Annotated in this window: 16 protein-coding genes, 1 tRNA gene and 3 pseudogenes; 12 read left to right on the top strand and 8 right to left on the bottom strand. The window is 69.2% G+C overall.

What is annotated here, in order from left to right; genetic code table 11:
- Nucleotides 1-46 precede the first annotated feature (46 nt).
- From ACWDO5_RS01550 to ACWDO5_RS01540, 3 genes are all read left to right on the top strand, one after another.
- Nucleotides 47-2,959: a glycoside hydrolase family 2 TIM barrel-domain containing protein gene (locus ACWDO5_RS01550; RefSeq protein WP_450527432.1), complete on the top strand. Its 2,913-nt coding sequence runs from the start codon at nt 47-49 to the stop codon at nt 2,957-2,959.
- A 30-nt stretch (nt 2,960-2,989) separates the two neighbouring features.
- A complete protein-coding gene (locus ACWDO5_RS01545) occupies nt 2,990-5,683 on the top strand; it encodes a glycoside hydrolase family 38 N-terminal domain-containing protein (protein WP_450527431.1) in 2,694 nt (897 codons plus the stop codon).
- Nucleotides 5,684-5,795: 112 nt separating this feature from the next.
- The gene (locus ACWDO5_RS01540) at nt 5,796-6,473 is read left to right on the top strand and encodes a uracil-DNA glycosylase (RefSeq protein ID WP_450527429.1); all 678 of its coding nucleotides are present in this window, start codon (nt 5,796-5,798) and stop codon (nt 6,471-6,473) included.
- 124 nt (nt 6,474-6,597) lie between these two features.
- On the opposite strand, the pseudogene ACWDO5_RS01535 reads toward ACWDO5_RS01540, so the two are convergent.
- Together ACWDO5_RS01535 and ACWDO5_RS01530 are read right to left on the bottom strand one after the other, a co-directional pair.
- Nucleotides 6,598-7,216 (bottom strand): annotated as a pseudogene (locus tag ACWDO5_RS01535) (AAA family ATPase); the annotation flags it as partial.
- A gap of 53 nt (nt 7,217-7,269) precedes the next feature.
- A complete protein-coding gene (locus ACWDO5_RS01530; protein WP_450527427.1) occupies nt 7,270-7,629 on the bottom strand; it encodes a hypothetical protein in 360 nt (119 codons plus the stop codon).
- Between the two features lie 248 nt (nt 7,630-7,877).
- Between ACWDO5_RS01530 and ACWDO5_RS01525 the strand changes: the two genes are divergently transcribed.
- The 4 genes and pseudogenes from ACWDO5_RS01525 to ACWDO5_RS01510 all read left to right on the top strand — a co-directional run.
- On the top strand, nt 7,878-8,405 hold the full coding sequence (locus ACWDO5_RS01525) for a transposase family protein (RefSeq protein WP_450527425.1): 528 nt from the start codon (nt 7,878-7,880) through the stop codon (nt 8,403-8,405).
- Between the two features lie 32 nt (nt 8,406-8,437).
- Nucleotides 8,438-8,746: a transposase gene (locus ACWDO5_RS01520; RefSeq protein ID WP_450527423.1), complete on the top strand. Its 309-nt coding sequence runs from the start codon at nt 8,438-8,440 to the stop codon at nt 8,744-8,746.
- 596 nt (nt 8,747-9,342) lie between these two features.
- Nucleotides 9,343-9,513 (top strand): helix-turn-helix domain-containing protein, encoded by a 171-nt coding sequence (locus tag ACWDO5_RS01515; RefSeq protein WP_450527471.1) that lies wholly within the window; start codon nt 9,343-9,345, stop codon nt 9,511-9,513.
- Nucleotides 9,514-10,081: 568 nt separating this feature from the next.
- Nucleotides 10,082-10,308 (top strand): annotated as a pseudogene (locus ACWDO5_RS01510) (DUF7144 family membrane protein); the annotation flags it as partial.
- Between the two features lie 33 nt (nt 10,309-10,341).
- Here ACWDO5_RS01510 and ACWDO5_RS01505 read toward each other — a convergent pair.
- The 3 genes from ACWDO5_RS01505 to ACWDO5_RS01495 all read right to left on the bottom strand — a co-directional run bounded on the left by ACWDO5_RS01505 (nt 10,342) and on the right by ACWDO5_RS01495 (nt 14,136).
- Nucleotides 10,342-11,958 carry an MFS transporter gene (locus tag ACWDO5_RS01505; protein WP_450527421.1) on the bottom strand — a complete coding sequence of 539 codons (1,617 nt, stop codon included), beginning with the start codon at nt 11,956-11,958 and terminating at the stop codon, nt 10,342-10,344.
- A gap of 282 nt (nt 11,959-12,240) precedes the next feature.
- Nucleotides 12,241-13,677: a DUF2252 domain-containing protein gene (locus ACWDO5_RS01500; protein WP_450527420.1), complete on the bottom strand. Its 1,437-nt coding sequence runs from the start codon at nt 13,675-13,677 to the stop codon at nt 12,241-12,243.
- Between the two features lie 132 nt (nt 13,678-13,809).
- Complete coding sequence (locus ACWDO5_RS01495) at nt 13,810-14,136, bottom strand: carboxymuconolactone decarboxylase family protein (protein ID WP_450527418.1); 327 nt, start codon at nt 14,134-14,136, stop codon at nt 13,810-13,812.
- A gap of 556 nt (nt 14,137-14,692) precedes the next feature.
- Here ACWDO5_RS01495 and ACWDO5_RS01490 point away from each other — a divergent pair.
- Nucleotides 14,693-15,127 (top strand): DUF7144 family membrane protein, encoded by a 435-nt coding sequence (locus ACWDO5_RS01490; RefSeq protein ID WP_450527416.1) that lies wholly within the window; start codon nt 14,693-14,695, stop codon nt 15,125-15,127.
- Between the two features lie 61 nt (nt 15,128-15,188).
- Nucleotides 15,189-15,557, top strand: coding sequence for an amphi-Trp domain-containing protein (locus ACWDO5_RS01485; RefSeq protein WP_450527415.1), 369 nt, complete (start codon nt 15,189-15,191; stop codon nt 15,555-15,557).
- A gap of 234 nt (nt 15,558-15,791) precedes the next feature.
- Here ACWDO5_RS01485 and ACWDO5_RS01480 read toward each other — a convergent pair.
- Nucleotides 15,792-15,983: pseudogene (locus tag ACWDO5_RS01480) on the bottom strand (IS110 family transposase); the annotation flags it as partial.
- Nucleotides 15,984-16,228: 245 nt separating this feature from the next.
- Nucleotides 16,229-17,536, bottom strand: a complete 1,308-nt coding sequence (locus ACWDO5_RS01475) for a diacylglycerol/lipid kinase family protein (protein WP_450527413.1) — start codon at nt 17,534-17,536, stop codon at nt 16,229-16,231.
- A 476-nt stretch (nt 17,537-18,012) separates the two neighbouring features.
- On the opposite strand from ACWDO5_RS01475, the gene ACWDO5_RS01470 reads away from it, so the two are divergent.
- Both ACWDO5_RS01470 and ACWDO5_RS01465 read left to right on the top strand, forming a co-directional pair.
- A complete protein-coding gene (locus ACWDO5_RS01470) occupies nt 18,013-19,347 on the top strand; it encodes a hypothetical protein (RefSeq protein ID WP_450527411.1) in 1,335 nt (444 codons plus the stop codon).
- Between the two features lie 105 nt (nt 19,348-19,452).
- Nucleotides 19,453-19,605, top strand: a complete 153-nt coding sequence (locus ACWDO5_RS01465; RefSeq protein WP_450527410.1) for a helix-turn-helix domain-containing protein — start codon at nt 19,453-19,455, stop codon at nt 19,603-19,605.
- A 361-nt stretch (nt 19,606-19,966) separates the two neighbouring features.
- Here the strand turns inward: ACWDO5_RS01465 and ACWDO5_RS01460 are convergent.
- Nucleotides 19,967-20,039 (bottom strand) — tRNA-Arg (locus tag ACWDO5_RS01460).
- A 159-nt stretch (nt 20,040-20,198) separates the two neighbouring features.
- Between ACWDO5_RS01460 and ACWDO5_RS01455 the strand changes: the two genes are divergently transcribed.
- On the top strand, nt 20,199-21,353 hold the full coding sequence (locus ACWDO5_RS01455) for a CapA family protein (RefSeq protein ID WP_450527409.1): 1,155 nt from the start codon (nt 20,199-20,201) through the stop codon (nt 21,351-21,353).
- The last annotated feature ends 24 nt before the right edge of the window (nt 21,354-21,377 follow it).

Raw genomic sequence — 21,377 nt, 5'->3', positions numbered from 1 at the left:
GGGTCTCTCCCCTCAAGACTGCCTCCGCAAGGACTGAAAGGAATCCATGTCTCTGTCGTACGTCGAAGACCCCGCCCCCGGCCACGGCTCGCTGCCGCCCCGCGCCGCGTTCACCTCGGACGCGCGGGCACTGAGTCTGAACGGCACCTGGCGGTTCCTGCTGTCGCCGTCGATCGCGGCGGCGCCGGACGGGATCGAACGCGACGACTTCGACGACCACGAATGGGACACGCTCCCCGTGCCGTCCCACTGGCAGCTGCAGGGGCACGGCAAACCCGCCTACACCAACGTGCGCTACCCGTTCCCGGTCCATCCGCCCGAGGTGCCGTCGGACAACCCGACCGGTGACTACCGGCTGACGTTCGACCTGCCCGAGGGCTGGACGGACGCGCCGACGGTGCTGCGCTTCGACGGCATCGACTCGAGCGCGCGGATCTGGCTCAACGGCCACGAGCTGGGCGTGACGAAGGGCAGCAGGCTGCCGTCGGAGTTCGACGTCGGCGCGCTGCTGCGCCCGCGGGACAACCTGCTCGCCGTGCGCGTACACCAGTGGTCCGCGGGCAGCTATCTCGAGGACCAGGACATGTGGTGGCTGTCCGGAATCTTCCGGGCCGTCACCTTGCTGGCGCGCCCGGTGGGCGGCGTGGCCGACTACACGGTGCACGCCGGGTACGACCACGAAACCGGCCGCGGGACGCTGTCCGTCTCGGCCGGCCCGGATGTGCGGATCAGCGTCCCGGAGCTCGGCGTCGCCGACCTGCCCGCCGGGGAGGCCGTCGAGCTGGAGGCCATCGAGCCGTGGAGCGCGGAAAGCCCGCGGCTTTACGACGGTGAGGTGCACACCGCGGTCGAACGTGTGCCTGTCCGCATCGGCTTCCGCACCGTCACGATCGAGGAGGGGCAGCTCAAGGTGAACGGCCGCCGCATCCTGTTCCGCGGTGTCAACCGGCACGAGCACCACCCGCGGTTCGGGAGGGCACTGCCCCGCGAGTTCGCCGTCGCCGACATCGAGCTCATGAAGCGGCACAACATCAACGCCGTCCGCACCAGCCACTACCCGCCCGACTCGGCGTTCCTGGACCTCTGCGACTTCTACGGGCTCTGGGTGATCGACGAGTGCGACCTCGAGACCCACGGCTTCGGCGACCTCGGCTGGGCGGGCAACCCGAGCGACGATCCCCAGTGGGCCGACGCCTACCTGGACCGGATGCGCCGGATGGTCGAGCGGGACAAGAACCACCCCTCGATCGTGCTGTGGTCGCTGGGCAACGAGGCCCACACCGGCCGTAACCTCGCGCGCATGGCGGAGTGGACCCGCGAGCGAGACCCTTCGCGCCCCGTGCACTACGAGGGAGACTTCGAGTGCGAGTACGTCGACGTGTTCAGCCGGATGTACGCCGATCACGAGGAGGTCGACCGGATCGGCCGGCGGTCCGACGAAGATGACAACCCCCGCCGCCGTGAACTGCCGTTCCTGCTCTGCGAGTTCGGGCACGCGATGGGCAACGGACCGGGCGGGCTGCTGGAGTACCGCGAGCTCTTCGAGCGCCATCCCCGCTGCCAGGGCGGCTTCATCTGGGAGTGGCTGGACCACGGGATCGCCCAGCGCGACGAGCAAGGTCGCGAGTTCTTCGCGTACGGAGGCGACTTCGGCGAGCCGGTCCACGACGGCAACTTCGTGATCGACGGCGTCGTCCACCCGGACCGCACGCCCTCACCCGCGCTCGCCGAGTTCGCGAAGGTGTTCGAGCCGGTACGGATCACCGCGAGTACCGGCGGGATCCGCGTGGCCAATCACTACGACGTCGTCTCGCTCGACCACCTCGTCCTCTCATGGGTCCTGGAGGAGGAGGGGGTCGCGGTGGCGAAGGGCCTGATCGATGTGGACCGGGTCCACGCCGGACAGAGCGTGGACGTCCCGCTGCCCGCGTTGCCCGCGACAGCGGCGGAAAGCTGGCTCACCGTACGGGCGGCGCTGGCCGGCGACATGTCCTGGGCGACCGGGGGACACGTCGTGGCCTGGGGCCAGGTGCAGGTCGCGCCCGCCGCGGAGCCGGCAGCAACCGCGACGGTCACCGCCGGCGGAACGGTCACAAGTGGCGGGACGGCCGGACCGGCCGGAACCGGGCTGCGGCTCGGCCCCGGTGAGTTCGATCCCGCGACCGGGCGCCTGACCGCGCTCGGCGGCCACCCCGTCAGCGGTCCGCGCCTCGACCTGTGGCGCGCGCCCACCGACAACGACCGTGGTTCGGACCGGCCCGAGGAGCGGGACTGGCGGGCGGCCGGCCTGCACCGGCTCCAGCACAGGGTCGCCGATGTCAACGTCCGGGGTGACGAACTTGTGGTCCGCACCCGGGTCGCGCCGCCCGCGCTCGGTTTCGGCATGCTCGCCGACTACCACTGGACCGCTGACGGCGAACGCCTGCGGCTGCGTGTCGACGTCGAACCCGACGGCGAATGGCCGGGTACGCTCCCACGGCTCGGCCTGCGGATGGACGTGCCGGGTACGTTCGGCAGCGCCGAGTGGTTCGGCGGCGGTCCCGGCGAGGCGTACGCGGACAGCAGGCAGGCAGCGCGGATCGGCCGGTTCGCGCTGACGGTCGACGAGTTGCAGACGCCGTACGTGTTCCCGCAGGAGAACGGCAACCGCATGGACGTGCGCTGGCTGCGGCTGACCTCCGCAGACGGGGACGGGGACGGGGCCCGGGCCCGGGCCCGGGCCGGGATACGGATTGACGGCGAGCCGGTGTTCGACTTCACCGCGCGCCGCTGGACGTCCGAGGAGCTGGACGCGGCCACGCATACGGTCGACCTCATGCCCGGCGAGCTGGTCCACCTGAATCTCGACTTCGCCCAGCACGGGCTCGGTTCCGCCTCGTGCGGTCCCGGCGTCCTCCCGCAGTACCGGCTCCATGCGCAGAAGGCGAGTTTCACGCTCACCTTCACGCCGCTTTCCTGAACCTCCTGACGAAGACGAGGTATCTGGCCGATGACCAGCATCCCTGAAGTGCGGCTCGTCCCGCACACGCACTGGGACCGCGAGTGGTACGAACCGTTCCAGCGATTCCGGCTCCGCCTGGTCGACCTGCTCGACGAGGTCCTTGACCGCGCCGAGGCCGACCCGCGGTTCCACTTCACCCTCGACGGGCAGATGGCCGCGGTCGACGACTACCTCGAGGTCCGCGGCGAGAACCGCGACCGCGTCGCGGCGCTGGTGGCAAGCGGTCAACTGGCGGTCGGGCCCTGGCAGATCCTCCTGGACGAGTTCCTGGTGTCCGGCGAGAACATCGTCCGCAACCTCGAACTCGGCTGGGCCCGCGCGAACGACCTGGGCGGCGCGATGCGTGTCGGGTACCTCCCCGACGAGTTCGGCCACACCGCTCAGATGCCGCAGATCCTCTCCGCGGCCGGGTTCGCGCACGCCTGCCTGTGGCGCGGTGTCCCCTCCGGTGTGGACGGACACGCGTTCCGCTGGACCGCACCGGACGGCAGTTCGGTCCGGGTCGAGTACTTGGCGGGCGGCTATGGCAACGCCGCCTACGTCTTCGCCGACGCCGGGAAGTTCGCCGAGCGGATGGCGCGTCTTGGGAAGCGGCTGCAGCCGGCGTTCGGCACCGACCCGGTGCTGGCGATGTACGGGACGGACCATTCGGCGCCGGTGGGGTCGCTGGTCAAGCTGGTCGCCGGGCTCGACCCTGAGTCCGTCGACGTAAGGATCACGACCCTCGCCGAGTACATCGATGAACGCGACGCGCACGACCAGGCGCTGCCCGTCATCGAGGGCGAGCTGCGAAGCCACGCCGCGGCCAACATCCTGCCCGGCGTGCTCTCGGTGCGCCCGCACCTCAAGCAGGCGATGGCACGCGCCGAGCGGCTCGTCGAGCGATACGCCGAACCGTTCGCCGCGCTCTGGTCGGCCGAGTGGCCGCAGCGATTCCTCGACCTCGCGTGGTGGCGGCTGGTCGACGCGTCAGGGCATGACTCGGTGACGGGCTGCGGGGTCGACGAGACGGCGACGCAGGTGTTCGCGCGCATCAGCGAGGCCGGGCAGCTCGGCCAGGCGGTGCGGGACCGCGTGGTGGGCAGGCTCGCACGGGCCGTGTCCCGCGACGCGATGATCGTGGTCAACCCCTCGCCCGCCATCCGGAAGGACCTGGTCACGCTCGACCTGGAGATCCCCTCGGACTGGGCGGAGGTGTCGGTCGAGCTGCCCGGCGGCACGCGCCTGCCCGCCCAGGTCGAGTCCCGCGGCGGGCAACTGCTGCACTCGGAAACGATCGCAGGACCCGACCTGCCGTCGTTCCTGCCTCGCATCCACGGCCGCGAGCTGTTCGGCAGCGAGATCACAGGCTGGACCTGCGATCACGAGCAGCGCCTGCTGGAGTTCGCGCTGGCACGGCACGGCGGCGAGGAGCCGTTCGACGTCGAGGCGGTGCGTGCCGCCGTCACGGGCGCGGCCGGTGACTGGACGGTCCGGCTGGTCCAGGCCGAACGCCGGACGGTGACCAGTCTGGTCGAGGCACCGGCGCTCGGCTGGACGTCGGTGCGTGCGGTGCCCGGCACCACCGCGGTCGAGCACGCCGTACGGACCGAGGGCCGGACGCTGACCAACGGTCTGGTCACCGTCACGGTGCTCGACGACGGCACACTCCGGATCACCTCGGCGGACGGGACGGTGCTCGAGGGAGTCGGCCGGATCGTCGACGGCGGCGACCGCGGCGACAGCTACAACTACGCCCCGCCCTGTGCGGACACCCTGGTCGACGCCCCGCGTTCGGTCGAGGTCGACGCCGGAGTCGACGGCCCGCTGCGCGGCACCCTCACAGTTGTCCGGACGTATGACTGGCCGGCTGCGATGGACTGGGCGGCCGACAGGCGCACGGCTGACGTCCGGATGGGGACCGTCCGCATGGGCGTGGAACTGCGCGCAGGCGAGCCGTTCGTGCGGCTCGACCTCACATTGGACAACGCGTCGCTCGACCACCGGGTACGCTGCCACGTCCCGCTGGCCCGCCCGGCGTCGACGTCGTACGCCGAGGGGCAGTTCGCCGTCGTCGAGCGCGGCCGGACCGCCGAGGGCGGCTTCAGCGAGTACCCGATCGCCACGTTCCCCGCGCACGGGTTCGCCGACGCGGGCGGCGCCGGGCTGCTCCTGACCCAGGCATGTGAGTACGAGCTGCTCGACGGTGAACTCGCCCTCACCGTGCTCCGGAGCACCGGCCGGCTCAGTCGCAACGTCCACCCCTACCGCGAGGAGCCGGCCGGGCCGCAGATCCCGACCCCGCTGGCGCAGTTGGTGGGGACCACGACGGTGCAGCTAGCGGTGGTGCCGCACACCGGCGACTGGCGCGACGGGGGTCTGCTCGACGCCGCCGAGCACTACCGGCACGGTCTCCACGCGGCCCTCGGCACGGGCCCGCTCGACGCGGAACCCGCGTCCCGCCAGGGCATCACAGTCCAGGGCGCGGTGATGACCAGCCTCCGCCGCCGCGACGGAGCCTTCGAGATCCGGCTCGTCGCGCAGTCCCCCGACGCCAAGACAGCGGTCGTCCACGGCCCGTTCACATCGGCGCAGCGGGTCGATCTGCTCGGCCGGACCGGCGCCCTCGTCGAGGTCGAGGACGGTACCTTCCGCCTTCCCCTGCGCCCTTGGGAGATCGCGACGGTCAGAATGCTCTCGTGACGCCGGGGAACTTCTCGTCCTTCGACACGAGATGGCCGTGCTCCGTCGGCGGCACCGTACAGTGACGGCCGGATTCGGAAGTGCGCTCCGTACACCAGTAGAGTGACGCGTCGTGGCAGCACTACCGTTGAACGAGCTTGTCGAGTCCGGATGGGCGGACGCGCTGCGTCCCGTGGCCGGGCGGATCGCCGCGATGGGTGATTTCCTGCGTGCGGAGATTGCAGCCGGCCGCACCTATCTGCCCGCTGGAGCACATGTCCTGCGCGCCTTCCAGCAGCCCTTTGAGGAGGTGCGTGTTCTGATTGTGGGTCAGGATCCGTACCCGACTCCGGGAATGGCCATCGGGCATAGTTTCGCGGTCGCGCCCGACGTACATCCTTTGCCGGGCAGCCTGGAGAACATCTTCCGGGAGCTGCACACGGACCTTGGACTGGCCCGGCCCTCCAACGGTGATCTGTCGCCCTGGACTCGACAAGGAGTGCTGCTGCTGAACAGGGCGCTCACCACAGCACCCCGCAAGCCGGCCGCGCATCGCGGCAAGGGCTGGGAGGAAGTGACCGAGCAGGCCATCCGTGCTCTGGTCGCGCGTGGTAAGCCGCTGGTGTCCGTGCTGTGGGGGCGTGACGCCCGTAATCTGCGGCCCTTCCTCGACGGCTTCCCGGCGATCGAGTCGGCCCATCCCTCGCCGATGTCGGCGGACGGCGGTTTCTTCGGTTCACGGCCCTTCAGCCGCGCCAATGACCTTCTGGTTCGCCAGGGGGCGCAGCCGGTGGACTGGCGGCTGCCATAGTTCGGCGCCCGGGCGGTCGCCGAACCGATGCAGTGGGCGGGGCGCTCCCGGCTGTTGTACTTGGCGCTCGGTGGGGCGCATCGGCCCGGGGTGCGGACCAGTGAACCACCGGGTACGACAGCCACGTCCGCAACGCGCCGCCGCCCGTGGCCGAGGGCAGCAGCGGGCGGACCTGATCGGCGTCCACCACATCGTCGAGGACGAGGAGCGCCCGTTCGCCCTCCCGTCTGCCACGCAGCGCGTGCGCCACTTCGGCGGACACCTCGCCGGCGCCGCGCGGCTCCGCGTCGGGGCGGGTCATCTGCACCAGGAGTTGTCCGGCCGGGAAGCTGTCGCGTACGAGATGGGCGACATGGTGGGCGAGCGCGGACTTGCCTATGCCGGGCGCACCGGACAGCAGCACGGTGACCGGTTCATGGCCGTAGCCGCCGGGGATGGTGGGTGCGCCTTCACCGGACGGGCCGCCGAGACCACCGCGTGATCGCCCGCCTCACGCGTCCTTGAGTGTGTAGAGCTCCGCCTCCGGGTCCTGCGCCAACTGGACGGCCCGGCGTACCTGTTCGCGGAATCCGAGCAGGTCGAGGGAGTGCGGCGCGGCGGTGATCAGCGGTCCGGTACCCGCCGGGGACCGCCTCGATCGAGGTCTCGGTGACGCCGTGTTTGGTGAACAGCCGGCGCAGACGCAGCACGCAGGTCTGGAGGGCGGCCTTGGCGGTGGCCGGCTGATCCTCGCCCCAGACGGCATTCCCCGGTCGGGCCCTCAACGCATACCGGCGGCTTCTCCACGCGGCGGGGGTCAGTGGTCGGAGTAGCTGAAGTCGCCCATGGTCCAGGCACTGACGTCCTCGATCGCCACGCGGTACATCCCGCCCGTCTCCGGGATCCCCACCGTGCCCTGCAGAATCCGCGCCACATGGAAATGCAGATGGGTGGGCGGCCCCTCCTTGCACGCAGTAGCGGTGAAGACGGCGGAGAAATCGCTCAGGCGGGCCGAGTCGGCCAGAACCTCCGACACCCGCTGCCTCCAGACGGCTTCGGGAGCCAGCCGACCCGTGATAACAGCACCACCGGCGACCACGGTCAGAGACATCTGATTGCTGTGCCCGGACTCCACCAGGGCGGCGACGTCAACGAGCAGTTCGTCAGGCTTCGACATGAGAGGCGATTTAATCACCGGCCGTCCGGTCAGCTTAAGCAGTGGTGCTACATGGAAGATGCAAGATCGCACTGCGCAGACGAGGACGCCGCGGGCCACTGCGTTCCTTCTTTGCCCAGCTAACGAGCTCGTGCATGGTTGGCGGTGGCGCGTCGGCCTCTTGATCGTTGATCATGGTCTTTGTGGTGGGGAACCGGACACGTGTAGCGATTATCCGGAGCCAGCAGATCACGGGGCTGACACCCGATGTGATTGCTGAACTCGTCGCCGAGGTCGGCCCGTTGTGGCATGAACGGCATCAGGCTGCGCTCGCGTCGCGCCCTCGGCGCCGGGCGGTGGGCGCCGACGCGAAGCACAAGCTGGTGTTCGTCGACTGGCTGCTGGCTACCCTCGTCCACCTTCGCCACGGTGCCACCCGCGACGTGCTGGCCTGCTGGTTCGGTGTCGACCGTTCCACGATCACGCGTGCAATCGGTGAGGTGCGGCCGCTGCTCGCGATCCGCGGCTGCACCATCACCACCGGCATCCGGCTGCGTACCCTCGCCGAGGTCATCGACCATCTCGGATCGAGCGGGCAGACAGGGATCATCGACGGCACCGAGATCCGGGTGCGCAGGCCCGCCGCGGAGCGCAAGGATCGGGAACGCTTCATCTCCGGCAAGAACAAGCAGAACGCCGTCAAGTCCATGGTCGTCACGGACGCCGACGGGAGGCTGCTGTTCTGCAGCCCAGCCCAGCCGGCCAGTTGTGCCGACATCACACATGCCGACAGTTAGGCCTGGTCAAGCTACTTACAGACGGGCCCGCCGTGGAGATCCTCGCCGACGCCAGCTACCAGGGACTGGGCGCCCAGACAGGCGGACGCGTCGGGACGCCACCACATCGCAAGTTCAAGAAGAACGCTCCGGACTGGTACGAGAAGATCTACGAACGTCAGCGTAAGGCTCACTCCTCCCGCCGCACCCGGGTAGAGCACGGCATCGCCCACCTGAAGAACTGGCGAGCCCTCGCCCGCCATCACGGCCGACGCGAGCACATGAGCGACACCGTCCAAGCCATCGCCGGGCTGCTGTCACACCAGCAGACCCACGCCCTCGCGACCGATCAGCGAATGTGAACACCCGACGGAACCGCACCTCTCGACGCGCCACCGCCAACCATGCACGAGCTCGTTGGGCACCGCACACACACGCAGCCTTAGGGAAGAAAGGACACGTGACGTTCCTTCCGTGTGTTCGAGTCGGTGGACTGCGGCGATCTCGGCGGCGAGCCCCTGACGCGCCCGCTTGAGTCGTTCGCGGTGCTTCTTCAGTGCCTGCCGGGTGTTGGCCAAGGTCGCCGCTTGCCGCGCCTCGAGTTCCGTGAGCCGGGCTATCTGGCGTTCGGAGTGAGCGACCTCCTCAGCTCGGAGGAGTGCCGCGGGGCGGCGGGGTGTCGTCGAGCGGCCGGAGCGGCGCTTCTTGTTCAGTTGTACGCGGGCGAAGTCGAGGAACTCGGAGCGGGGGACGTACTTCATGCGCCTGTCGCCGATACCCGTCAGCAGCGCGATCTTCGGGAATTCCGTATGGCGCTTGGCCCAGTTGCTGACGGCGGAGCGGCTGACGCCGACGAGGTCGCCTCCAGCGGCGAGGCTGATCAGTTCGTCTTCTCGGCTGGCGCGGGAGTCGACGCAGCCGCTGAAGCTGTTGCCGCGCCGCCACGGAGGCCCGGGGACTGCCGACCGGACGCCCGGCGAAGCTGAACGCCACCACCCGGGCCGGGGCCGCCCAGCGGATCAAGGACGGCGCGATCCCCGAGCAGGTCGCCGCCGAACTCGGCGTCAGCCGCTCCACGCTGTACCGAGAGCTACGCAAGCACCGCGAGAGCACCAGCCACAAAGACTGATCAGTGATCCGGGCCGCATCCCTGCTGGTCAGCGATATCCGTTGTTTTCGCAGTGAGTACTACGGAGACCCCGAAGTGGCCGATGAGCGGCCCAGGAAGCGAAAAAATATCCGAGATGTAAGCAATGCCCAGTTTAATGTTCCCAGGGCGTTCCCATTGCGTGCCTGAAGGCCTTCCAAAGAGGCTCCCTGGAAGGGCTTCAGTGTGCTGACCTGCAGTTTTGTGGTGCCCCCGGCAGGATTCGAACCTGCGACACCCGCTTAGGAGTTTTCTCTGATCAAGGTCGTGACCTGCATAAACGTCGGCCGCAGGGAGGCTGAACTGGGGGTATACCCCTCCGCAGTTCTCGTGTGTTCGCGGGGTTTCCCGTCCTGATGTGTGCTGAATCCGTTCTGGCCGGAGGCTGCTCGACAGCAGGACTTCCAGGATCTGTTGACGAGCGGCAATGCGGGCCGGGCGTCCTGAGGTCAGCCCCGCCAGGTCCTGCGGGCCGGTGGCGGTGGTGATGGGGGTGAGCAGAGCAAGGGCTCGACCTCGTCCAGGATGTCGAGATGGACCACCTGGTTGATGGGGCTGGATCCATCTGATCGTGGGCGTAGTCATCACTCTCGCCGGTGTCGCCCTGTTCCAGGGCGCCACCTGGCCAAGGTCGTCGGCGTGGGGCTGGCCGGCCTGGCCATGCTCGCGAACTTCCTTTGGATCCCTTACGCGCCGTCCTGGGCCATCGTCCTGAGCGCGATCAACGGCTTCGTGATCTGGGCGCTGTGCGCCGCTCCCAGTCCGTCGGAGCGGTGAAGCAAAGACGGCTTGGTTCCAGCCATCCCGCGGCTATGGCTCCGTCGAACGGGGCTGGGTCTTCGGGATCCGTGAGGTGAAGAACATCGCGAGGAGAGCGGTGAAGGCGAGGATGGCGAGTGCGGCGCGCAGACCGTCGATCCTGGCGTCGGCGTTCGCGTCGAGTGCCGCTTGCGTCACCTCCGTGCTCGTGCCCGCTTCGTCGAGGGCGGACTTGAGCTGGGCGTCCGACAAGAACGGTACGCCGCTTTGGAGTTCGACAGTTGCCTGGCTCTTGACCTCGGCCGGGATCGCCGGATTCTGGTCCACGCTGGTGAGGAAGGAAGTCGTCAGCGCGGCGATCATGATCGACCCGGCGAGTGCCGTACCGATCGAGGCGCCGAGGTTGGTGACGGCGTTCTGGACGCCGCCGACTTCCGCGCTCTGTGCTTCAGGCACTGCGGACACGGTGACCGACCCGAGCTGGGACGCCAGCGCGCCCATGCCGAGCCCGATCAACAGGAGGGGGATGGTGACGATTTCCGCGCCGGCGTCCGCGTCGAGCGCGGCCATCAGGACCACCGCGCCCGCGAGCAACGCGAGGGTCCCGAGCCGCACCACCCGCCGCGGCGAGACGTCCGGGAAGAAGCGGGGGATCAGGATGGCGGCCGCCAGCAGCGTCACTGAGAGCGGCAGGATGCGGGCGCCGGTCTTGAGCGCGGACAGGCCCAGGGCGACGGACAGATAGAGCGGTACGACGAAGAACACGCCCATCTGAACGAGGTACTGGAAGAAGAACATCGTCAGTCCGCCGGTGAGCTGCTTGTTGTGCAGCATGCCCGGGTCGACGAGTGGCTCCCTGCGCCGCTCCACCATGCGGGCCTCCCAGCGGAGGAAGAGCCAGACCAGAAGCAGACCAGCCAGCATCAGCCACACGACCAGCGAAACCCCGAGCCACGAGGGCGCGTCGGGCTTCGGCAGGAACCAACCCCATTCGTCCGAGCGGAGTACGCCGTAGACGAAGATCCCGAGCCCGAGCGCGGACAGCACGGCACCGACGAGATCGATGCGAGGGCGTTCGCCGATCGGCGCGTCGGCGATGCGGCCGGCGAGCACCAGGATGCCGAGCACCATCACAACCTCACCGGCGAAGACCCACCGCCAGGAGAAGTACGTCGTCGCGACACCTCCGATGAGCGGCCCGACCGCGATCGCCACGGCCCCTGCGGCCGCGACGAGACCGTAGGCGGCGGGACGGCGTTCAGCGGCGAAGTTGCTCGCCACGAGCGCCACGATCGCGGGGAGGATGAGTGCCGCACCGATCCCCTCGAGGAACGACCAGCCGAGCAGCAGCACGGGCAGGTTCGGCGCGAGCGCCGTGGTGAGGGAGCCGCAGCCGTAGATGACGCAGCCGATCATGAACGCGCGTTTGCGGCCGATCAGCGCCCCTACTTTGCCGCCGGGGATCATGAACATCGCCATCACGAGGGTGTAGGCCGTGATGGCGCCTTGCACACCCGTCACCGTCGTGCCCACGTCTTCGGCCACCGTCGCGATCGAGACGTTCATGACCGAACTGTCGAGCGCCATCAGGAACTGACCGGCCGCGAGTGCCAGCAGGACGATTCGCGCCGTTGCCGAACTCTTGGCGGTGCCTGCTCTGGGTGCCATGCGCGCATCGTCCCAGCCGCCCCGGAGGGCGATCCGCGACCCGCTCCGGAGGTCAACCGGTTGGCGGACTGAGGTCAGCGGAGTCACTTTGGGCGGGAGTCGTCATGGTGCGAGAGGGGCGAGAGGGGCAGCCTCATACGCTGCGGCAGATGTGCTCCCCGTTCGACAGGACGATGCCCGGCATGCCGAGCGCCCCACCAAGAGTGTGTGACAACGCTGCTCGACCACGCTCGGTTCCGCCGGCGCGGTCCCGGCCCTCCCCGCGCACGCACCTCTCCAGGGTCAGGCCGTCGGCAGTTCCTCCGCGGGTAGCCGGCCTGCGCGTACGGCGTCGACCAGGGCCTGGTGGTCACGCTCGTTCTGGTCGGCGTATGCCTCGGCGAATGTGGCGAGTGCTCGGTCGAACGAGTCGCCGCCGCCCAGATATGCGGCGATCGCGATGCGGTCGCCGGACCGCGCGTGCGCACGAGCCAGCGTGACCCCGCACAGTTCGCCGAACGCCTGCATGTCTTTCGGCCGCATCCTCTCCGGCATGGCGATGCCCTTCCAGTCGCGCAGCTGGCGGACGTAGAAGTCGCGTTGCTTGCCGTCGATCCCGTCCACCCGTTCCCAGCCGAGGAAGATGTCGCTCGTGGCCTGCATCAACCGCTGGCCCGAGACCACCCGTTCGCCCTGGTTGCGGTACTGGCTGGAGCCGACGTGTTCGGCGAGCACGGAGGTGTCGGCCTCCTTGGCCTGGAGGAAGAGCGGGTCCTGGTCGTCCCGGCCGAGCAGGAGGAAGATCCAGCATCGGGTGCCGACGCTGCCGACGCCGACCACCTTGCGGGCGACGTCCGCCAGTCGGTAGTCCTCCAGGAGCGTGCGCCGGTCGGAAGCGAGAGTGCGGCCGTATCGCTCGATCAGACTGCGGAACTGGCGTTCCAGCGCGCTGCGCTCGATGTCCGGCAGCAGGTCGCCGGCCGGGATGAGCAGCGGGGGGTCCGCCGCGATCCTGGGCCGGCCGTCGACCGTCTCGGTGAGCTTGTCGAAAGCCTGCAGGCTGTCGCGGGTGCGGGCCTTCGCCATCGCGCGGGCCAGGTTCTTCCGACCGCGCTTCGTTCCGTGGAGCCGGCCTGCGGCCAGGGACTCAAGGAGGTCCGCGTCGATCTTCGCGTACCAGATGTCAAGGTTGCCTGTCTCCGCGAAGCGGATCATCGTCTTGCGGTATGAACGGACCGTGGAGCTCACGATGCGGGCGCGCTCGGCGTCGTCGAAGCCGTTCGCCCGGCCCGCGATGACGAGACTCGCCGACAGCCGCTTGACGTCCCACTCCCAGGGGCCCGGCAGTGTCTCGTCGAAGTCGTTGATGTCGAACATCAACTGTCGCTCCGGCGAGGCGAGCAGACGGAAGTTCAGCAGGTGCGCGTCCCCGCACAGCTGGGCCGTGAGTCCCGAGGTCGGGCTGTCGGCCAGGTCGGACGCCATGATTGCGGCGGCGCCCCGGTAGAAGCGGAACGGGGACTCCAGCATCCGGCCGTAGCGGATCGGGACGAGTTCGGGTACCCGTGCCGCGGACTGCGCCTCCAGGATCGTCAGCGGGTCCGGCCGGTCAGGAGACGGTTTGTACGCGGCGTGGCCGGACCGCGGCGAGCGGCGCCGCGCTTCCTTGCCGAGGGCCGCGCGTTCCTCGGGTGTGGTGTGGGTTGCCGCGCGCATGGCCGTGGTCGCGTTCTGGGTCATCGAAGCCCCTCCTGCCTGGTGCTGCGGCCGTCGGGACGCCCGGCACAGGGCACGTCGGACAGAAGGGCAGCTCCGTGGCCTTCTGCCCGATGTCGGCCGCGCGGATCATCGATGCCGGGTGGGCGGCTGCTCTCAGCCCTGGGCCTCGATCTCGGTATCGGCGACGGCGATGGCGATGCCGAGTGCCGTGGCGATGTTGCCCGCTGCCGTCATGACGCGGGCGGTGCCCACGATGGGCGCGATGGCGACCAGGACGTCCTGCAGCTGTTCGGCGGTCAGGCCGGTCTTGAGGGCGGGGTCGATGTGGGCCACGTAGGAGATGGGCGGGGCGTCCGATGCGGCGAGTGCCGCGATGCGCGTGAGCAGGAGCATGTCCGGGGGCAGCCCGCATCGCTCGATCGAGTCGACCGTCATGGCGGCGAGGGTGTCCAGGACAGGGGTGTCAGATGCAGTGGACATGTGGCATGCCCTCCTGATGAGTTTCGAGCCCGAGGGAGATATAAGGCGGAAGGAACCGAGTTCCGCGGATGTGAGGCTTTCCCTCAACCGTAGAACCCATCCGGGCCTCGCGCATGGCGCGCTCATGGTTCGCCGCGCCATGGCGGTGGGCGTGAAGCCCGGTGAGGGTCCGGGTCCGGCCTGACGGAGGCCCCAGTCATCCGGGTTGACGGTGCCCGTGGGCCGAGTCGGCAGGTCCTGCCCGTTCCGGCGCCAGCGGCGCGGCTTGCTGTGCTGTTTCCTGGCGCCGCAGTTCGTCGGTGCCGACTTGCAGATAGCCCGTAAGGGGATGTCGTCCACAGGTGCTGAAAGCGCAGCTGCCATGATCGGTTAATTACCCGTAAGCGCGACGACATCCCCTGACCTGCACAGATGGCCAGTGAACTGCTCATCGAGAACCGCCCGTCGGGCACCCCGAGGTGCGCAGTGAACCCGAGAAGACGAGATTGGAAGTAGCCCGACCGGCCGAACGTGAACGTGCGGTTGTGCGGGGCCGTACGGCACGAAGGAGCCGGCGATGGCCAGCCATGTGAGTGGGGCCCGCTCGGGTGCGGGGGTGAGGAGCTCAGAGAAGACCGGTATCGGGAGCGGCTGGCTGGTCTTCGCCGCCGTCCTGATGATCTTCGGTGGCCTGATGATGATCTTCGCGGGCATCGCCGCCATCGCTGAGGACGACATGTTCGTCACCACCCGCAGCTATGTGTACGAGTTCGATCTCACCGGATGGGGCTGGATCCACCTGATCATGGGCGTGGTCATCACTCTCGCCGGTGCCGCCCTGTTCCAGGGCGCCACCTGGGCCAGGGTCGTCGGCGTGGGGCTGGCCGGCCTGGCCATGCTCGCGAACTTCCTCTGGATTCCCTACGCGCCGTTCTGGGCCATCGTCCTGATCGCGCTCAACGCCTTCGTGATCTGGGCACTGTGTACCGCTCCCAGTCCGTCGGAGCGATGAAGCAGGGGATGGCCTCAAGGGGCGGCCCGACACCCAGGCCGTATCCGGATCGGAGACACCCATGAAGGACCTCAAGTTTGAGCAGAAGCGCTCGCTGTCACGTCTTGAGGCGGCTGACCAGCTCACGGCAATCGCAGCCGCGCTGAGGGAGGGTGGGGATGCCGAACTGGAACTCAGCCCCGGAACGCTGAGCCTGCGGATCCCCGACGACCTTCGCAGCGAGATGGAGGTCGAGATCGGTAATGGGGAGATCGAGCTGGAGATCGAGTTCAAGTGGCCGACCGCGCCGACCCGGACAGCGCCATCGCGGACGGTCGCGGGCACAAAGGAGGCCACAACGCGGAAGAGCGTGCCCGCAAAGGCAGGGCGCAGCAGTACGAGCACCAACAGGAGCAAAGGCGCGAAGCGGTCCGCTACGAAAAAGCCCTGAGCCGTGCCGAGGACCTCGGGCTGACACCACTCCCAGTTCGGCGCGCAACCGACCTCGTAGTAAGCCGGGCGGCCGGTGGGTTCGCAGACGGGTCTGGCACAGGTTTTCCTACCTCGATCAAGGCCCGCGTGCGGTGCGGACGCGCGCCGCCTCCGCGGCGCGGCCTGCCTCCTCTCCCAGCTGGCTGCGCCCGGCGGCGCGCTACGTGTGGCGGGTAGAGGTGTGAAAAGTCACCAGCTGTAGGGCGCCGCTGGAGGCAGGCTGGTCGAACACGACGAGCACAGCTGTGTGCTTGGCCTGCAGTTTCCCGAGGGCTTCGCGGAGTTTGGGTTCGCTGTTGGGCAGCCGTTTGTCGAAGACCTTCTTTGCGGCCGGGGCGACGGCGGTGGCGTGGTGTTCGCCCTCCGCCGATCTCGCTGACGTCAATCACATGCGTCCTTCGGTCGTCCCGCCCGGCCGTCCCGTCCTCTCACACCGCTGTAGCGATCGACGCCGCGGCCACAACATCGGCCAGCGTCGCTTCGTCGTCGCACCGCCGGAACCTTCGGCCAGCTGATGCACTGGAGCGAGCAGTGGCCTGAGCGCCGCTTCGCTGCCCGAGGGCGCCACCGGCCTCGGAACACCTCGGCATCCCGCAGCTCGCCCAGAAACCCGTTCCGCCTCTTCTCAGCTCAGCGAGCCAGCTTCCGTAGCCGCCGCCAGTTCATGGGGGCCTTCGTCCGGGGCACGCCGGGGCGGTGGCGTGGTACCCGTACGCGCAGGGCCCGGGGTTGGATCGTGCAGCGTACGGGCGTTGGCAGGGTGAGTGCCTCACCGTCGACCCCGGCTTCGATCCCGGGCTCGTCCGCATCGATGACGACCTCCTGGGCGGTCAGGGTGGTGAGGCCGGGCGCGTGCTTCCCTGCGAGCAACTCGGCAGCCTGCGTGGCGTTGTCGACGTTGACGCCCAGGACACCGAGGGCACCTGAATCCAGGACCTCACGGTGTCCGAGGCCGGCGAGGTCGCCCATCCGGTATGGGTTGTTACTGACGAGCACGGCCTGGGGTCCGTCGATGACCATGCCCGCGGCGCGGACGGCCAGCCGGGGACCGCGTCGGTGGGTCAGCAGGTCGGGAAGCGTCTGGAGGATGGTGCGGACCTTGTCGTTGCGGTAGGCGGGACTTTGCACCACGGCTGCGTAGGTGCCGAAGGACGCGTTGTTGACAAAGGCTCGCTCACCGATGAAACCGATGTCGACGCGGAGTTCGACGCCGTCGCTGAGCGCATCCAGGCAGGTCGACGGGTCGTCCCGGTCCAGGCCGAGGTCGAGGGCGAAGTGGTTGCGGGTTCCGGCCGAGATCACCATGAAGGGAATGCCGTGCCTGGCGGCGACTCCGGCGACCAGGGCTTGTGTGCCGTCACCGCCTGCTACGCCGAGGAGGTCGGCGCCGTCTTCGACTGCCTTGTTCGCGAGTGCGACCACATCCTGCGGATGAGCTGTGTCCAGCAGGAGGACGTCGGCGTCGAGCGCCTCGGCCTTTTCCTCGAGGTGGAACTTCTGCACCTTTCCACCGCCTGATCGTGGATTCATGATGAGGAAGGGGCGCTTGGGAGGAGCAGTCCGCAACTCCGTGGGGCCGGCTTGCTCGATGTCCCTGCTGAGTGCCGCTCCGCCGAGGGAAACCCCGAGGGCCCACAAGGCAAGGAAAACGAGTACGACCCACAGCAGCTCCGCCCATGCGTAGAGCGCCAACACCGCAAGCGGGGCGACGGCGGCCAGGGTGAAGGCGAGCAGTCTGCCGATTCCGCGCCGGGTCAGTGCCCACCACAGGCTCGCTGCCGATATGGCCAACCCGGCCAGCCCGGCGCCCAGGAGCGCGATGCTCTTGACTCCGGCGAACACGAGCAGGATCACTACCGCAGCGAGCCCGGCCACGAGGGCAAGCCGTGCGGACCAACGCTGTACGAGGCGACCGCGCGCCCCGGAGTCCCTGTGCATGGAGCCTCCTGCCGGTCGGGGGCACGGCCGGCAGGCCTGTGCGTGGCACCGCGTCCAGTGGCGATCCCAACCGTTGTCCGAGCAAAGCGGGTCGAGTGCGTACCAGCCCGGTATCCGGGCCTGTCCGGGGCCCGCGATTCGGGCGTCCGCCTCGTTCGCCACCCCACGGGAAGCATCTTGGCAGCGGTTCGGTCTGCCGCGGCCGCGACCCGGAACGGCTGCGACGAGGCCGGACTCGCTGCGGTGCAGTTCCACGCAAGGGCACTTCCGCCACCATGCCCATTGCACCACCCGGCGGTGTGCGCCGCATGTTCACCACCGCCGGCGCGGCACGATGCACAGCGGTGATCCCCCGCCCGAATCGATCGACACGCCAACGCGACGGGGATTCCATCGCTGCCGAGCCGTCATGTCGCCTGCGGGCCGGCGCTACCACTCCGGGCGGTTGACCGCGTCCCAGGAGCCCTGGAGCACCCATGACCAGCTCGCACGAGCCGCCCGAGCCTGCTGCCGTTCCAGAGGCGGGCGCGGGTGACGCGGCGGGGAGTGGGCCCAAGCACGGCTCGGCGGCCGTGCGGATCACGCGGAACACCGCCTCGGCGGTGCTCATCGTGCTCACCTGCATCCTGGTGCCGGTCGCCCTGCTCACGGTGTGGGTGCACGACATCGCGCTGGACACCGACCGGTACGTGGAAACAGTCTCGCCGCTGGCCTCGGATCCGGCGATCGAGGACGCGGCGGTCAAGCGCATCACCCATGCCGCCGATGTACGGGTGGACGGCAGCCAGGCCGCCGCGGACATCGCCGCGTGGCTGCAGTCGCAGGGGCTGCCGCCTCGCGCCGCGCAGGCCGTGAAGGGACTGGGCCCGCAGCTCGACTCCGCGGTCAACGACACGGTCGAGAAGGTGGCCACCCGCTTCGTACAGAGCGATCGCTTCGAGCGGATCTGGACGAACGCCAACCGCAACGCCCACGCGGCGGTCGTGCACGCGCTCACCGGCGAGGGCCGTGGCGCCGTGGGCGTGGGCGGCGGCACGGTCACCCTCGACGTCGGCGAAGCCGTCGATCAGGTCAAACAGACGCTCGTGGACGCCGGGCTGTCCCCGGCCTCCAAGATCCCCGAGGTCGACAAGCAGATGGTGCTCTTCCAGTCCGACCAGTTGGAGAAGATCCGCAAGGGCGCCCATCTGCTGGACGTGATCGGGAACTGGCTTCCCGTGCTCGTCGTGGTGATCGGCGCGGCCGGCGTGCTGCTGGCTCACCGGCGCCGCCGCGCCCTGGCCCGTACGGCTCTGGGCGCGGCGTTCGCCTGCCTGGTCGTGGCCATCGTCCTGGTCATCGCCCGCTGCTACCTGGACAACCTCCCGCCCCAGGTTCAGTCGGAGGCCGCCGCGGCAGCCGTGTTCGACACCCTGCTGCACTTCCTGAGGGTCAGCCTGCGCACGGCGATCGTGCTCGGTGTGGTCATCGCGCTCGGCGCCTACCTGATCGGCCCCGGACGGCTGCCGCGCGCCATCCGGGGCACGTCCGAGCGCGCCGCGGGCTCCGCGGCACAGTGGGCGTACGCCCACCAGGTCCGCACCGGCCGGGTGGGAACCTGGACCCAGACCCACCGCCGGTGGATCGCCCTGGCCGCCCTGCTGATCGTGGCCCTCGTCTTCGCGCTCTGGAACCACCCGACGGCCCTGACCATCCTGCTGCTGGTCGTCATCCTGCTGGCCGTGCTCGCGCTGCTCGCCCTCCTCGCTGCCACCGGCCGCGCCACCACTGATGCCGAGCGGGTGGCACAGCGGCCGGAGGGCGGCGAGTGAACGGTTCACCGAGTCCCGAGCACGGCGAGGTCCTCCGTGCGTTCCTTCAGAAGCACCTCGTGGAGTCGTTCGGAGATGCCTTGCTTGCGCCAGCCAGGGCGCACCATGACCAACACCGCCCTCAGCCGCACCGAACGCGCCCGCCGCCGCTGCGACATCGACGACCTCGTCACTATCGCCACCGCACTCGGTGTTCCTCCCACCACCCTGCTCCTACCACTCGCGTTGGCGACCGCTGCTGACCGGAGGGGGTGCTAATTGGCGCGCGTTTGGATTGAGGACCGCATAGGGCACGCTGCGTACGGGCAGTGGCCGAGGCCAAGCGGGCAGGCCGTACGCCACCCGGGCGCTACCGCGTGCGCTGGTACGGCCCAGACGGCAAGCCGAAGATGAAGACCCTGGCCCGCAAGATCGACGCCGAGGCCGAGCGACTGAGGGTGGAGTCCCGCCTCAGCGACGGCTCGCTTCTCGTACTGGCGCCGGGCCAGCTCATCCTTGACGGGCATCCTGCACAGCTCCCCACCATCCGCGCGCACGGCATGTGTGCCATATGTGTGCTGCAAGCACAGGGGCCCTCCCGTCCGTCGGACGGAAGGGCCCCTGACCTGGTGTTTCTCTGTGCCCCCGGCAGGATTCGAACCTGCGACACCCGCTTTAGGAGAGCGGTGCTCTATCCCCTGAGCTACGAAGGCGCGAAGGCGGGGAGATCTGGTTGATTCAGATCCGGCGACCAGCCTAGCGGATGCGGGCTCCAGTCTGGCAAGCATTCCGTTTCGCAGGTCAGGCCGTAAGTCGGCGGTCGTGGATCCGGGCGGTTTCCGGTCGCCTACCGCGCGGCTTAGCGTGGAAGCATGCGAGGGGACGTGGTGACCCTGTTCCTCTGCGGTGACGTCATGCTCGGCCGTGGCGTCGATCAGATCCTCCCCCACCCCGGCGACCCCGCCCTGTGGGAGCGGTACACCGCGGACGCCCGGTCCTATGTGGAGTTGGCGGAGGCGGTGAACGGACCCATCCCGCTTCCGGTCGATCCCTCCTGGCCCTGGGGGGATGCGCCGGGGATCCTCGACGAGGCCGCGCCCGATGCCCGGGTGGTGAATCTGGAGACCAGCGTCACGCGCGGCAACGACTTCGCGGCGGGCAAGGAGGTGCACTACCGGATGCATCCGGCCAACCTTCCCTGCCTGGTCGCGGGCCGGCCCGACGCTTGTGTGCTGGCCAACAACCACGTGCTGGACTTCGGTCGCCGGGGGCTGGAGGAGACGCTCGACTCCCTGGCCGGCGCGGGCCTGCGGGCGGTCGGTGCGGGGCGGGATGTGGACGAGGCGCGGCGGCCCGCCGTGATCACCGTTCAGGGCGGCGCGCGGGTCCTCGTCCTTTCCCTCGGGATGGCGTCCAGCGGCATTCCGCGGAGCTGGGCGGCGGGCAAGGACCGGGCCGGGGTCGACTTCGTGGCGGAGCCGTCGGACGCCGCGGCGGCCTCGGTCGCCCGCCGCGTACGGCAGGTGAAACGACCGGGTGACGTGTCGGTCGCCTCCGTCCACTGGGGATCCAACTGGGGATACGGCATCCCGCGAAGCCAGGTCCGTTTCGCGCATGCGCTGATCGACGGTGGAGTCGATGTCGTGCACGGGCACTCCTCGCACCATCCCCGCCCGCTGGAGCTGTACCGCGGAAAGCTCATCCTCTACGGCTGTGGCGACTTCATCGACGACTACGAAGGCATCACCGGCTACGAGCAGTACCGGGACGACCTGCGGCTGCTGTATTTCGTCTCGGTGGAGCCGGACACCGGCAAGGCGGCCGACGTGCGGATGGCAGCCGTGCAGAGCCGGCGGATGCGGCTGCGGCACGCGTCGGGCGAAGACCGCGAGTGGCTGCGGGCGACCCTCGACCGGGTCAGCCGAAGGTTCGGTGTGCGCATCGGCCTGGAGTCCGGCGGCATGCTCGTGGCCGGCGGCCTCGATGGGGCGTACACGGATGTTGACGAGGGTGGGGCGCGGGCATAGCGTCGCTCCGTACTGAGCAAGTGC

The organism is Streptomyces sp. NPDC000880, from assembly GCF_053599675.1.
This window is presented reverse-complemented; position numbering and strand designations above follow the sequence as displayed.